Source organism: Crinalium epipsammum PCC 9333, assembly GCF_000317495.1.
In the GTDB taxonomy this organism is placed as follows: Bacteria; Cyanobacteriota; Cyanobacteriia; order Cyanobacteriales; family PCC-9333; genus Crinalium; species Crinalium epipsammum.
The window spans coordinates 250,551-264,389 of record NC_019753.1 but is presented as its reverse complement, the minus strand read 5'-3'; the positions used below and the strand labels follow the sequence as shown (position 1 = coordinate 264,389).

Below are 13,839 nucleotides of genomic sequence, written 5' to 3'. Positions count from 1 at the left end.
AACAGTAATTTATTAGCTAGAAACAACAAAAGATAGCTTAAGGTTGATCTTCACACAAAATACAGACAAAGCTTTGCAGATAGCAGCAAATGCTTTGAATGAGATCAGAGTTTTTTTAGATGTGACGTTTATCAAACAAAATCTCTATGGACGCTACGGTACATCAACCAACTCAAGGCGCACTTGCTTACCAATCACTTTAGCAGCGCGTTCAATTGTATCGAGCGTCACAGATGGATTATCCCTATCTAGCAACCTATCCAAAGATGACCTACTTGTTTTCATCTGTTTCGCCATCGCTGTCTTAGTTAGTTTCTTTTCTGCCATTACCTGTTCAATCTGCCAAGCGATCGCCCGTTTAAGAGCTATTGTTTCCATATCAGCAAGTGTACCTTCCTCTTCCAAGAATGAGTCGAAAGACGAACCGATATGAGGACTACTGTTCATGGTCAACCTCTAGTTTTTCTTTACGTTCTTTTGCTAAATTCAACATGATCTAGCAAGCATAATTCAGTGATTTTACTGATTTATAGCCCAGAGCTACTGATTAGTGTAGTTAGCAACAGTCTCTAAAATTTTTATTGATGTTTAAGCAGTTCAAAAAGCTCATCTCTATGTCGTTGATTGTGCTTCTGTTCACAGTTAACATGATTCTGGCTGTTCCTAAACCTGTATCAGCTAACCCGCTTACAATTCTGGGTGAGGTAGAGCGACAAGTTCAACAAGCTGTTCCTAATGTTGATTGGCGACAAGTTCAAAAATCTGTTCCTAATGTTGATTGGCGACAAGTTCAACAAGCTGTTCCTAATGTTGATTGGCGACAAGTTCAACAAGCTGTTCCTAATGTTGATTGGCAACAAGTTCAAAAATCTGTTTCTAATGTTGATTGGCAACAAGTTCAAGAAGCTGTATTCAAACAGACCGTATTTAAAATTAACTTCCAACAACTTAAACAATCTTTTTCTGGCGAAGTTCAGCAGATTGTCTCTAAAATTGACATACAACAACTTCAAAAAGGTTTAACTGATAATGTTCTCTCTCAACAGGTTGGCAAGATCATTGGCAATACCAACAAAACCGTAGTCGTTCATGCACAAAATTATCTTGATACTACACCTGCACAATTATGTAGTATCTACTCGGACCATGTAAACGGAATTGACAATTCTCAATGGAATTCCTTACAAAAAGGGGCAGCTTCAACCTTCACAATTTTGCAAGCGGTTAATTCCGCATCAGTAGCGGGAGCAGGGGCATTATCAGGCTATGCTGGAATAGCATCAGCTATTTCACAACTAGGTTTAGGGGGTTTAACAACATCTGTTGCGGGATTGTTAGGAAGTAGTGCAACAGGTGCAGCCGCAACGGCGGTAGTTACATCTTTTGTTGGTGGACCGTTGGTAATGACTGCCTTATTAGTCGGTGGTACAGGTGCAGTCACTTGGGGAGGTTATAAAACAATGGAATTTACTGCTCAAAAGTTTGATGGGTTTGTCAAAGAATTCTGTACTCAGCCATCCCCTTGATGAGATTAGTTAAATTTATTCCACTTATTCGATTCTAGCTGTCAAATGTTTTCTTTAATTGACTTCTGAAGACGAACTTAATGTAAGTAATCTGACGGGGCGATCGCCCCGTTATTTAATTTAAGCTGTAATTAGCATAATGTTAATCGTTCTGAAAATGCTAAAACTGCAATGCAAACGATTAATCAGGCTTATCAAGAATTTTGTCAACTACAAAAATTTGATATTCAGCCATAAAAGTAGATTAGTACGAAATTAATTAAAATATATTTTTATTCATCTGGCAGTTTATACTGGATTTCCGAGCGCAATCAATGCTATGTTTGCAGCCCAAGAAGTTTTTGCAAAACTAGATAAAAACGGTGAAAGTTGACTGATAAACAAAATCCCCGCCAATTAGCATATCTGGCTTTGCGCGATGTCCACAAAGGCGCTTATGCTGATGTTGCCATAGATAGGGCATTGCATAAGGCTACTCTGAGCCGTAGCGATCGCAACCTAGTTACAGAATTAGTTTATGGTAGTGTGCGAAGACTGCGATCGCTCGATGCCCTACTCGATCAACTCGGTAAAAAGAAAGCCAACCAGCAAAACCCCGATTTGCGTACCATTCTGCACCTGGGTTTATACCAATTACGTTATCTGGACAACATTTCAGCCGCCACCGCAGTTAATTCCACAGTAGAACTCGCTAAAACAAATAGCTTTTCAGCACTCACAGGTGTTGTTAACGGCATCCTGCGCCAATACATCCGCCTAAAGGAAGAACTCGGCGACCCCCTCCAACTGCCAGAAAACCCTGTTGAACGTCTAGGAATTTTCTACAGCTTTCCCAACTGGATAATAGAAGCTTGGTTAGCACAACTTGGTTTTGCGGAAACAGAACAGCTATGTGCAGCGATGAACCAAACTCCCAGTATTGATTTACGGGTAAACATCCTGCGGACATCAATAGAAGAAGTAGAAGCTGAGATGCAGTCTGCGGATGTTACTGTTAACAGAATCAATTTCAAAAACCCCCTCTCTGTCAACGAAGAAGGGGCAGAGAGTGAGGTTTCCAACCAAGAGGACAAAATTTCAGTACCACAAGCTTTAAGGTTGTCAGGGAAAATAGGTGCAATTCAAGAATTACCTGGTTTTACAGAAGGTTGGTGGACTATACAAGATAGTAGCGCCCAACTGGTAAGTTATTTGCTAGATCCTCAACCAGGGGAAGTTGTAATTGATGCTTGTGCTGCCCCTGGAGGAAAAACCACCCATATTGCCGAATTAATGGGAGATGTCGGTAAAGTATGGGGATGCGATCGCACTCCATCGCGCCTGAAAAAACTTAAAGAAAATGCCCAACGCCTCAACTTAAAATCAATCCAAATCTGTACAGGCGATAGTCGCGACTTACCGCAGTTTACTAATAAGTGCGATCGCGCCTTACTAGATGCCCCATGTTCAGGACTTGGAACCCTTAACCGACGCGCTGATGCCCGTTGGCGACAAACACCAGAAACAGTCAGGGAACTTTCTACCCTACAAGCACAACTATTAGATCATGCAGCTACTTGGGTCAAGCCTGGAGGCATTTTAGTTTATGCCACCTGCACCGTCCATTCACCAGAGAATGAAGACATCATTCAAGCCTTTCTAGACACCCACTCTAACTGGCAAATTGATCCCCCATTAACCAACTCACCCTTAGCTAACTTCGCCGCTCCAGAAGGGTGGATAAAAGTTTTGCCCCACCGCCATCAGATGGATGGTTTCTTTATGGTACGGTTGAAACAAACTGTTAATAGTTCTGATATCCCGTACACCTAATTATTTGTTAGAACGATGGTATCTAATCCTAATATCAAACTGCTGGTTAAAATTCTGATTGGTGCTGCTTGGATAGATGGTAAAGTTCAGCCAGAAGAACGGCAGTATCTTCAGAAAATCGCTAAAGAAAATGGGATTTCTGAAGATCCCGATATTCAGCCAATATTAAATGAACTTGTACCTGTGCATTCAGAGCAATGCTACAACTGGGTGCGAGAGTATTTAGGAGATCATCCCAGTCAAGAAGATTATCAGGGTCTTATTGAAAAATTAAGTGCCTTAATTTATAGCGATGGGGATGTTGCTAACGAAGAAGCGAAACTATTAACTCGATTACAACTGTTAGATCCTGCCACAACTAACCCCAAATCACATCATAGTGCTGTTTTAAAAACAATCCAGAAACTCTATCACAGGTGGGTTGATAAACAAGCTTAGATTTTAATAGTTTTGGTACTTCAGGGGAAAGTCCGGCTAAATTACCTAAAATTAATTCCTAAATAGATCAGACTAAACCCGTATTTGCATAGCGTACCGAAGGTTGAGGCTGGTTGTATTTAGGCTGCGTAGGCAGCCTTTATTTGTATAGCTATAGTTAAGCTAGGCGGAATAATTTTTTGCAGCAGGCAACTATTTCAAGCAACTTCACGTCTGAAAAACTGCTATATTATACACATAGATAAAATTGCCAACTTCTTCTTTAATCAATTTAGCAGCCAAAGATACAATTACAGCTATTGATAGAGAAAGAGGAACCTTTAATGCAGTTTAATGTCTATTTAGTTAAGAGCAATAAATTTTAGGACAACACCTTAAATGTCTAATTTAAATCGTTGGAAATCAGCAACAGCTTTATTAATTTCTTTGGGATTAACAACAGGTACAGTAACACCAATAGTCGCACCGTTACTATTACCCACACCCGCTTTTGCACAAAGCACAAGTTTTTCTGATGTTCCATCTAACTACTGGGCTAACGATTTTATTCAAGCACTAGCTGCCCGTAATATAATTGCTGGATTTACTGATGGTACTTTTAGACCAGAAACTCCAGTAACACGCGCACAATTTGCAGCGATGATTAGCAAAGCATTTCAGCAGTCTAATATTCGTACTGCTGTAAATTTTGTAGATGTACCATCAAACTATTGGGCAACAGGAGCAATTCGCGATGCCTATGAGATGGGTTTTCTCACAGGTTATCCTGGTAACGTTTTCAGACCTAATCAAAATATCCCCCGTGAGCAAGTTTTAGTATCCTTAGCAAATGGGCTAAATCTTACTGCAAGCGGTTCAACAAGCAATAGTCTCAATTTATTTACTGACGCTACAGATGTTAGTAACTACGCTCGTAATAGCATTGCTGTTGCAGCAGAAAAAGGTTTGGTAGTCAGCTATCCTAATGTCAGTTTGTTAAATCCAAGACAAACTGCTACTAGAGCAGAAGTTGCTGCGTTTATTTATCAAGCTTTGGTTAACTCTGGGCAAGCACAAGCAATTACTTCACCTTACATTGTCTCGCAAAATTCCACACCAAATCCCACACCAACTACCCCATCAGTACCAACTAATTACAGAATTTCATCTGGAACTAACATTCCTACGAACTACGACAAAGAAAGAATTCTGCTGACTCCTAATGAAAGTGTGCCACTAACACTGAAGGTAGCAGCAAATATTACTACACGCGAAGGCAGAGTGCTGATTCCAGCAGAAAGCCAAGTGGCAGGACAATTACAACCAGGAGAAGGTGGTGTGAGATTTGTAGCGCAAACACTAATTATGCCTGATGGCACACAGATGCCTATTAATGCTATTTCTAGCGCAATCACTAAAACACAAACAGTTACAAAAGGGGCAAATGTTGGCACTCTAATCAGAAATGCCGCTTTAGGTGCTGGTGCTGCTGCTGCGATTACAGGCGTAACTGGCGATCGCACAATTAACACAGGAGAAGTTTTAGGCGGTGCTGGTATTGGTACTTTACTAGGACTGTTTTTAGGTCGAGACAGAGTTGATTTAGTTGTGGTTGAGCCTAATACTGATTTAAATCTGCAACTAACTCAGGACTTAGTAGTTAACGCTAGATAGAACTTGAATTAGTTACTTATTGCTAACAAAACTACAACCGTTGTTCCTACTGCTGAGACGCTTGAATTTGGTGGTAGCGAAGAACCACCAACAGTCCAGCGAGGTTCAGCTGGACTAATTACTTCAATATCACCATTCATTCTTTCTACCAATTCTTTAGCTATAGCCAGACCCAAACCTGTCCCAGGAATTCCTGTTTGTGCTTGTACACCCCGATAATGTCGTTCAAAGATATGCTCTAAATCTGCTGGTGGAATACCATAACCAGTGTCACTAATAGCAATTGCTTGATAATTGCCAACACCAAAATTACCCCCAGTTTGCTGTATTGGCATGGTTGCTTTGACATCAATACGTCCCCCAGCAGGAGTATATTTCAAAGCATTGTCTAGTAAATTACTTAAAACTTCACGTAAGGCTTGGGGATTAACTTGGACATGAGGTAATTTTGGCGGAATTTCTGTAATTAAATTAAGATTACGTTCTTGTGCGATCGCACTAGCAGAAACTAATAGCGGTTCTAATACTTCCTGTACAGAACAAGATTCTAACTGTAGTGAACTTGTAGCAAGTAACGAGGATGAATCAGATGCCAAGGAATCAGGAGTTGGCATCAATGCTGGTTTCAGATTAAGCGGTTCTAAGTTAACTTGAGTCAAATCTAAACAGCTATCAAATTGTTGCAGCATCTCCTGCAAGCGATCGCTCTCCCGCACAATACTATTAGCTACTTCTCGATTAGCATCTCCTGACCCTAAACGCTTTAACAGCAACTTACCAAACGTTCTTAACGCTGTTAAAGGATTGCGAAATTGGTGAATCAAATCATCTAAGATATTACGTTGTTGCGCCTGTAGTCGCTGCTGTTGGCTTAACCGTTGCTCAAACCATGCCCGACGCTGATCCAAAATACAAGAGAGTGATAGCGTTTGGGCAATGCGTTCAATCTGAGTTATTTCTCTGTGATTCCAGGGTCTATCTTCCCTACTGGTAACTAGCAGCCCTAACATTACCCCCTCATGTAACAAAGGTAAAAATAGTTGCCGCGTTGGCATCAAAGAATTTTCCACCGACGCTTCTGCGTTAAAATCTGTTTCTGCATCAGCAATATTTGGAGGAATCTGATTATTCGGAGATCCTGTAGCTGAGATGAGCTTAGGAACTGTATCAATACCGTTAGTTTGTTGAGGTAACAGTGCGTAGCGATACTCTTGCTGATTAGCTTGCTCTTTTGTCCACACCGCAGCCGTTTCAGGATATGCTACTACAGGAATTAACTTCGCCTCAACTCCCTCTACCAATTCTTCCGTTATATAAACAACACTAAACGCCGCCCCCAAACTTTGGGTTAACAGTACCACCTGTGAGCGACAAATTGCGATAAATTCAGAACTGGCTGGCATTAACATCAATTAACCATTAACAATGACCAGTTTGATTGAAAATCAAATTAGGGTTTATTTACATATATTACGAAATTTATATTTTTTTTAATAGATTTCAACTCTCTACAACTACTTGATTAGGTTGTAAACCTTATCTGGAATGGGATTAATAGATTTAGATGACTACCTAAAAAGTAATTGCTTTTTTGAACCCAAGGGGATATACTGGCGACGGCTTTTGTAACTATCATTACAATTGTCATCTTTAAGAGGAGGTATGGGAGGTTGGCAAGAAGACGCAAGCGTAAAAGTCGCCGTCGCCAGGAAGGACGTAGGATTCTAGAGCATGTGCCTCAATATAGTATTGAAAGCGGCGAAGAAAAACCTGTAACTGCTGCACGAAAATTTATTCAATCTGAGGGTATTCTCCCACCTGCTTTATTGCTAGTAAAGCGGAATGAGCATACCACAGATCGGTACTTCTGGGCAGAGAAAGGGCTATTTGGGGCGCAATACGTCGAAGAAAATCATTTTCTGTTTCCCAGCTTGCGGATATTCGATTCTACCGTAGAAAAGGTAGCAGTCGGGGTTCAATAATAGCTGAGATTTTACCGTAAAACTGGCAAAATTCTTGACTGATATATTATTCCCACTCAAATGCCAATTTTTGGGTGGGCTTAATATTTTACCAACAAATTACCCAATTATTATTTTTTCAGGAGGTTTGAGATCAAATATCGGGGTAAGTAGGGGAAGGAACAGAATTTTTATTATACCCTTGAGGGGATGACATTTTTGTTCAATTTATCTTGCGTAGCTCAAATTTATTGTTTGAGGTGCAAAATCATTTATTCGGAAGCCTTCAAATTTAGCGTCTGTTGCAAAGCTGCCAATTCATCGCGATGGGCAGTCACAGTGATCAAACTTTTTGTTTCAGGTTGTACTTCTACACTAGAAATAGTTTCTACCTTAAGAAATACCTGTTCTGGACGACCTGCTTTTTGCCAATAAAAAATTCCCGCTACAGGTGCGAGTAGCACCAGGGCTAAAAAAGCATTAGTCAGCGATGGATAGAGAAAAGATAACACCAGTGACAAGCAAAGGATACCACAGGCGGCTAGGACAGATAAGAAAATAGCCAAAAACCAACTTGGTCGCACAAAGCCTTGAAATGTGACTTGGTTGGTTGCTGCGTCGATAGCCGTTACTTGGTAAGCCCGTTGGTCAAAATATTGTTTTAGCTGAGTTAACAGCGAGTCTTCAGGTTGTTCTGAAATAAGTTTGACCTGTTGTATGCGATCTTTGACAGAAGCTTTAATAAAGAAAAATAAACCAACTGCTAACAACAGCGTTAACAAAAATGTTGAGGATGGAACTATTGTATTCACAGAATATCTAGTTTTGGTGACTGGGGATTGGTGAGTGGTGACTAGGAACAAGCAGATAAATATTCGTTTAGTTTTAACTGTGCTCTCTGCTCTCTCCTCCTTCCTCCCTCTTTTCAAGACAGGTCTAATATTTTGGCAACATTACAGAAATTATAATTATACCCAGCGCAGTATATTTGGCACAGCGATCGCCGTGTCAAATATAGCCTAGCTATTAGACGATACCCAGAAAGGTAGCCAGAATAGCTAGAGATTTTCTAGGCGCTGGGGATACTGCTACCGTAGGAAATCACAAATTGTGAACTGGATGAAGGCAACAGCGAGATGAGGAAGGAGAATGTGGTGGATGAAACAAACAATCCTCCAGTTATGGCTTTATGGTCGTAAAGCCATAAAAGTTGTGATGTCCTCAACTATTTAGGAGTGGACGAGGTTTGGGCTTTTTGTTCTGTAGTTATACCAAAAAGCAGCCAATTCCTGAGCGCGATTTTGCCAATCCGACCGGATTTGATACATCCGGCGGGGTCGTCCACGCCCTTCTACTTTTTTCCAGTATCCTGTAATTGCTCCTGCTTCTTCCAAGAATTTCAGCGCACTGTATAGTACAGTGTCAGAGAGTCGATAGGTTGGATAATCCTTCTCTAATCTCTGGATTAATTCTGTACCATAGGATTCTCCCTCAGATAAGACAGCCAGGACATAACATACTGCTAGTTCCTGGTTAAGGTAAAAGGGAGGAGGATTGCTAAAAAACTGATAAATATCTTCAAATTTCATTTGCTAACCCACTAAATATACCAGCCAAAAACACTAGCTCACGGCAAAGGTGATGATACCCTCAATTTTAGACACTGAATTATAGGTTGGACTGCCCAATTTGGTGTATTTCACGACGGAAAGTCTTGATGTTTAAAGATTTTCCCTTTAGAACTATATAAGTACAAAACTTAATAGTGTTGTCATTAAGCTAATCAATATGCTATGCAGTGGCTTATTTTTAATCGCTACCCTTATGTGTCTACGGAGACTGACGACTAAAGTTATCAAAAAGTTCTTAATATTTTAGGGATCGTGAGTTTTTGTTTTCTAGTTGCTTCAAACTAATTGTTAGAGGGATTGCTGGCGGCATTTATTAGATAAGCGCGATACTCCTGCGGAGTCGCTACGCGATCGCACTTCCCCATAATGATTAGTTTGCGGATATATTTAATTTCTATAGTTTGAGATTTATATGCCAGATACTTCTATTCCTTTGGCACTGAGGCGTATTGCTTTCAACCTGCGTATTACGGGCTGGATCGGCTTCTGGGCGCAGTTAGTACTAGGTGTTGTTTCTAGTTTGATTTTTTTGTTTGCTATTCCTTCTGCCAGTGGAGGCGCGGCTAGGAATGCTGGTACTGGTGGTAGTCTATTTTTTGCTGTTTGCGGTCTTTTGGTACTGTATTACAGTGTTTATCAAGCTTTCCGCTACACTCGTATTGCTCGCCAGCTAGAAGATCCTAACCCTAATCTACGCCCGAAAAAGGCAGACACAATTAAAGTATTGCGTTTTGGCTTAATTGTTAGTTTAGTGGGGATGTTGCTAAGTGTGTTAGGCGCAGAAGCAATCACGGGTACTTTACTAGGTAAATCTTTGTCACAAGCACAGGGTGTGGCGATTTATAATCCTGAAGCTTTAAGTAAAATCATTCAACCGCTAGATATTTTTGTAGTTTTGGCTAATACACATACAATTACAGCGCATTTTGCTGGAATTGCGATTTCGATTTGGTTGCTAAATACTATTAGCAAGCAATAACTCAAACTCAAGTTTGGTAATTATTGTAGGGTTAAGTGCGATTCCTTCGGATAGCTATGCGCTACGCGCAGGCTACGCCAACGCTAACGCGCGATGGATATAGCAGTGTATTCTAATTTATTGGCAAAAAAACTGGGAAGAATTGGTGCTAGACCTCAAGCAAATACGGGAAAATCCCCAAAGCGTTCAAGAGCGACTCAATCAACGTGGTGTCGGTCAATATGATCTTCACCCAATTATAGAGTTAGACCAACAGCAAAGGGAAATAGAAGTAAGGCGATCGCACTTACAAGCCCGCAGTAACGAAATTGGCAAGCTTGTCGGACAAAAAATGAAGTCTGGTAGCCGTCCCGACGACCCAGAAATTCAAGCTCTTAAAGATGAAGGCAACCAAATCAAAGCTCAACTGAGCGAACTAGAGCCACAGGAAAAAGACCTGAAAGCTCAAATAGAAACTCTTTTATTAACTTTTCCCAACTTACCTAGCGAATCAACACCAATTGGTAAGAGTGAAGAGGAAAATGTTGAAATTAGGCGTTGGGGCGATGAGTACATCCTGCAAAATGCAGAAATTCTGCCTCATTGGGAAATTGGCGAACAATTAGGGATTTTAAACTTTGAGCGAGCAACAAAAATTGCTCAAAGTCGGTTTGTGGCTCTGATTGGTGCTGGTGCTGCCCTAGAAAGAGCGTTAATTAGCTTTATGCTTGACCAGCAAATTCAAGCTGGTTACATAGAAGTTATGCCACCAGTATTAATTAACAGTCAATCACTTACAGCTACGAACCAGTTACCTAAATTTGCGGAAGAAAGCTTTAAGTGCGCTCAGGATGACTTGTGGCTAAGTCCAACTGCTGAAGTGCCTGTGACTAATCTTTATCGAGATGAAATTCTTTCAGCAGAACAGTTGCCGATACATCACTGTGCGTATACTCCCTGTTTCCGTCGGGAAGCTGGTAGTTATGGAAGAGATACGCGAGGATTAATCCGACTACACCAATTTAATAAAATTGAATTAGTAAAATTGGTTGATCCTCGTACTTCTGAACAAGAGCATGAATCCTTAGTAAAAAATGCTGAGGCAATTTTGCAGCTATTAAAGTTACCTTACCGAGTAATAGAACTTTGTACTGGTGACTTGGGTTTTGGTGCAGCTAAGTGTTACGACTTAGAAGTGTGGTTGCCTTCTGCTGGTAAATACCGCGAGATTTCTAGCTGCTCTAACTTTAGAGATTTTCAAGCTAGACGTGGCAACATTCGCTTTAAAGAAGCAGGGAAAAAAGGTACTCAATTTGTTCACACTTTAAACGGCTCAGGTTTGGCTGTAGGTCGCACGATGGCAGCGATTTTAGAGAATTATCAGCAGCCAGGTGGGACAGTTATGATACCAGAGGCGTTACAGCCTTATATGGGTAAAAAAGTATTAGTTTAGCCGTCAAATAAGTAGCTCAACAGAAGTGCAAAACCCCACTCCTAGCCCCCTCCCCGTTGATGGAGAGGGGGATATTTTCTGTTTTATACTCCCTTCCCGTATAAAGAATACCTATTTTTATAACCGCCAAGACGCAAAGGACGCTAAGGAAGAAGAAGAATACGAGCAGTAATCTTTTAGTGGGAAGGGAGTAGTTATTTTAAGGTTTAGCTGCTATAACAACAGCCAAGGCGGTTAGGGCAAATTGTGGTTAACATCTGCGTAATCTGCGTCCATCTGCTGATATCTGCGATAAAAAAACCGCCTTGCGATCCGAAGCAATAAATCTCATGCCCTGACGGATAGATACGGTTGCTATAGCTGAACGCTGATAGCTGAAGGCTGAAAGCTTAGAATGAAGAGGTATGTAACAACAGTTGTACTTTTATGTCAGTTTTGGCAGCGATCGCAGTCTTAGCAGTTTTGATTGTGGTACACGAGCTAGGTCATTTTTTGGCGGCTCGTTTACAAGGAATTTATGCTAATCGCTTCTCAGTTGGTTTTGGACCAGTTTTGTTGAAATACCAAGGTTCCGAAACTGAGTATGCCATTAGAGCATTTCCTTTAGGTGGGTTTGTTGGTTTCCCCGATGATGATCCCGACAGCACAATTCCCCCAAATGATCCCAATTTGTTACGCAATCGACCTATTTTGGACAGAGCGATCGTCATTAGTGCTGGCGTGATTGCTAACTTAATCTTTGCTTACTTCCTGCTAGTAACTCAGATTGGTTTTGTAGGTGTTCAAGACTTTAACTATCAACCAGGGGTTTTAGTTCCAGAAGTTGCTTCAGATATTAGTTCAGCAGCAACCAAAGCAGGAATTAAACCTGGTGACATTGTTTTGGCAGTTGAAGGTAAGCAATTAGGTGAATCCCAAGCAGGCATTACTCTGCTGATGCAGGAAATTCAAACACATCCTAATGAGTCTCTAGCACTAGATCTCAAACGAGGCGATCAAATTGTTAATCTCAAGGTGACACCAGAACTAGGAAAGGATGGTAAAGGTCAAATTGGTGTCCGGCTGTCTCCTAATGGTAAGGTGGTACGCAAGCCTGTAGGCGGTATCGTGCAAGCGTTTACCACTGGCGCAGAAGAGTTTCAACGAATTACAGTATTGACGGCTCAAGGATTAGGTCAATTAGTTAGTAACTTTGGGGAAACAGCAGATCAAATTGCTGGTCCAGTGAAAATTGTAGAAATTGGGGCGAATATTGCAAAAAATGATGCAGCAAGTTTGTTTCAATTTGCGGCTTTGATCAGCGTTAACCTGGCAATTATCAATATTCTGCCATTACCTGCTCTTGATGGTGGTCAATTGGCATTTCTGCTGATTGAAGCTATTCAGGGTAAACCCTTACCAACCAAAATCCAAGACGGCGTTATGCAGACTGGTTTAATGCTGTTGCTAGGGTTGGGGATATTTTTGATTGTGAAAGATACTGCCAATTTGGAAGGGATACAGCAGTTATTTAGGTAAGGAGTCAGGAGTCAGAATTCAGGAGTCGGAATAAAAACTTTTAGCAAGTTAGACTATTGATTCTGATGTCTGAAGTCTGTTGTTTTAATATCTAAACGCTCACTCTTGGTAGTGAGCGATCGCACATGAGTATTACACGAAAGCTGTCAAATAAAAAACAGCGTGCTTTAGAGATTTTGATTCGCCTAAAGCGACTTTATCCAGAAGCAACCTGTACTCTCAACTACGAAACGCCAGTACAACTACTGGTGGCAACTATTCTTTCTGCTCAATGTACAGATGAGCGGGTAAATCTGGTAACACCTGCTTTGTTTCTACGGTTTCCTGACGCGGCTGCCTTAGCTGATGCGAATTTAGAAGAGCTACAAAGCTTAGTTCGCTCTACAGGCTTTTATCGCAATAAAGCTAAAAATATTCAAGCTGCTTGCCGCCTCTTGGTGGAAAAATATGGTGGGATAGTGCCAAAACGGATGGAACTATTGCTGGAATTACCAGGGGTGGCGCGAAAAACAGCTAATGTGGTGCTTGGTCATGCCTATGGCATCAATATGGGCGTGACAGTAGACACCCACGTTAAGCGTTTGAGCTACCGATTAGGCTTAACCGAGCAAACAGACCCCATCCGTGTTGAACGGGACTTAATGCCACTGCTAACCCAGGAAGATTGGGAAAACTGGTCTATCCGATTGGTATATCACGGTCGGGCAGTTTGTAAAGCCAGAAAACCAGAGTGCGATCGCTGTGTACTAGCTGATTTATGTCCTTCTGCATATATCATTCCAGCACCAGATGTTTTAAATGAAGGTTTTTCCCTCGAACCTAGCAACTCTATATCAGATATATCCGATACAATAAAAAACGGTGTCTTCAACGATGGGAACTAACAGAA

13 protein-coding genes are annotated in these 13,839 nt (G+C 41.1%); 9 read left to right on the top strand and 4 right to left on the bottom strand.

The features are described from left to right. Positions 1-153 precede the first annotated feature (153 nt). Positions 154-447, bottom strand: a complete 294-nt coding sequence (locus CRI9333_RS01065; RefSeq protein ID WP_015201356.1) for a helix-turn-helix domain-containing protein — start codon at positions 445-447, stop codon at positions 154-156. A gap of 167 nt (positions 448-614) precedes the next feature. Between CRI9333_RS01065 and CRI9333_RS24560 the strand changes: the two genes are divergently transcribed. The 4 genes from CRI9333_RS24560 (at position 615) to CRI9333_RS01045 (ending at position 5,429) form a co-directional block, all read left to right on the top strand. Then, complete coding sequence (locus tag CRI9333_RS24560) at positions 615-1,526, top strand: hypothetical protein (protein ID WP_157462218.1); 912 nt, start codon at positions 615-617, stop codon at positions 1,524-1,526. Between the two features lie 369 nt (positions 1,527-1,895). Next, positions 1,896-3,338 carry a 16S rRNA (cytosine(967)-C(5))-methyltransferase RsmB gene (gene rsmB, locus CRI9333_RS01055; RefSeq protein ID WP_015201355.1) on the top strand — a complete coding sequence of 481 codons (1,443 nt, stop codon included), beginning with the start codon at positions 1,896-1,898 and terminating at the stop codon, positions 3,336-3,338. A 15-nt stretch (positions 3,339-3,353) separates the two neighbouring features. After that, positions 3,354-3,776, top strand: a complete 423-nt coding sequence (locus CRI9333_RS01050; RefSeq protein WP_015201354.1) for a tellurite resistance TerB family protein — start codon at positions 3,354-3,356, stop codon at positions 3,774-3,776. 378 nt (positions 3,777-4,154) lie between these two features. Then, a complete protein-coding gene (locus CRI9333_RS01045) occupies positions 4,155-5,429 on the top strand; it encodes an S-layer homology domain-containing protein (protein ID WP_015201353.1) in 1,275 nt (424 codons plus the stop codon). Positions 5,430-5,437: 8 nt separating this feature from the next. On the opposite strand, the gene CRI9333_RS01040 is transcribed toward CRI9333_RS01045, so the two are convergent. Further along, on the bottom strand, positions 5,438-6,838 hold the full coding sequence (locus tag CRI9333_RS01040; RefSeq protein ID WP_015201352.1) for a sensor histidine kinase: 1,401 nt from the start codon (positions 6,836-6,838) through the stop codon (positions 5,438-5,440). Positions 6,839-7,099: 261 nt separating this feature from the next. Between CRI9333_RS01040 and CRI9333_RS01035 the strand changes: the two genes are divergently transcribed. Further along, a complete protein-coding gene (locus CRI9333_RS01035) occupies positions 7,100-7,411 on the top strand; it encodes a DUF3155 domain-containing protein (protein ID WP_015201351.1) in 312 nt (103 codons plus the stop codon). 251 nt (positions 7,412-7,662) lie between these two features. Here CRI9333_RS01035 and CRI9333_RS01030 read toward each other — a convergent pair whose 3' ends face one another. Together CRI9333_RS01030 and CRI9333_RS01025 are read right to left on the bottom strand one after the other, a co-directional pair. Continuing rightward, positions 7,663-8,202: a cofactor assembly of complex C subunit B gene (locus CRI9333_RS01030; RefSeq protein WP_015201350.1), complete on the bottom strand. Its 540-nt coding sequence runs from the start codon at positions 8,200-8,202 to the stop codon at positions 7,663-7,665. Positions 8,203-8,619: 417 nt separating this feature from the next. Further along, on the bottom strand, positions 8,620-8,979 hold the full coding sequence (locus tag CRI9333_RS01025; protein ID WP_015201349.1) for a PadR family transcriptional regulator: 360 nt from the start codon (positions 8,977-8,979) through the stop codon (positions 8,620-8,622). Between the two features lie 454 nt (positions 8,980-9,433). On the opposite strand from CRI9333_RS01025, the gene CRI9333_RS01020 reads away from it, so the two are divergent. The 4 genes from CRI9333_RS01020 to nth all read left to right on the top strand — a co-directional run bounded on the left by CRI9333_RS01020 (position 9,434) and on the right by nth (position 13,834). Further along, a complete protein-coding gene (locus tag CRI9333_RS01020; RefSeq protein WP_015201348.1) occupies positions 9,434-10,000 on the top strand; it encodes a DUF3611 family protein in 567 nt (188 codons plus the stop codon). Positions 10,001-10,145: 145 nt separating this feature from the next. Then, on the top strand, positions 10,146-11,432 hold the full coding sequence (gene serS, locus CRI9333_RS01015; protein ID WP_015201347.1) for a serine--tRNA ligase: 1,287 nt from the start codon (positions 10,146-10,148) through the stop codon (positions 11,430-11,432). A gap of 426 nt (positions 11,433-11,858) precedes the next feature. Then, positions 11,859-12,950 carry an RIP metalloprotease RseP gene (rseP, locus tag CRI9333_RS01010; protein ID WP_015201346.1) on the top strand — a complete coding sequence of 364 codons (1,092 nt, stop codon included), beginning with the start codon at positions 11,859-11,861 and terminating at the stop codon, positions 12,948-12,950. Positions 12,951-13,075: 125 nt separating this feature from the next. Then, complete coding sequence (gene nth / locus CRI9333_RS01005; RefSeq protein ID WP_015201345.1) at positions 13,076-13,834, top strand: endonuclease III; 759 nt, start codon at positions 13,076-13,078, stop codon at positions 13,832-13,834. Positions 13,835-13,839 lie beyond the last annotated feature (5 nt).

Bases quoted from the DNA above. Each gene is read 5' to 3' on its own strand.
- CRI9333_RS01065 (WP_015201356.1), bottom strand. From the start codon at position 447: ATGAACAGTAGTCCTCATATCGGTTCGTCTTTCGACTCATTCTTGGAA.
- CRI9333_RS24560 (WP_157462218.1), top strand. From the start codon at position 615: ATGTCGTTGATTGTGCTTCTGTTCACAGTTAACATGATTCTGGCTGTT.
- CRI9333_RS01050 (WP_015201354.1), top strand. From the start codon at position 3,354: ATGGTATCTAATCCTAATATCAAACTGCTGGTTAAAATTCTGATTGGT.
- CRI9333_RS01045 (WP_015201353.1), top strand. From the start codon at position 4,155: ATGTCTAATTTAAATCGTTGGAAATCAGCAACAGCTTTATTAATTTCT.
- CRI9333_RS01040 (WP_015201352.1), bottom strand. From the start codon at position 6,838: ATGTTAATGCCAGCCAGTTCTGAATTTATCGCAATTTGTCGCTCACAG.
- CRI9333_RS01025 (WP_015201349.1), bottom strand. From the start codon at position 8,979: ATGAAATTTGAAGATATTTATCAGTTTTTTAGCAATCCTCCTCCCTTT.
- CRI9333_RS01020 (WP_015201348.1), top strand. From the start codon at position 9,434: ATGCCAGATACTTCTATTCCTTTGGCACTGAGGCGTATTGCTTTCAAC.
- rseP (WP_015201346.1), top strand. From the start codon at position 11,859: ATGTCAGTTTTGGCAGCGATCGCAGTCTTAGCAGTTTTGATTGTGGTA.
- nth (WP_015201345.1), top strand. From the start codon at position 13,076: ATGAGTATTACACGAAAGCTGTCAAATAAAAAACAGCGTGCTTTAGAG.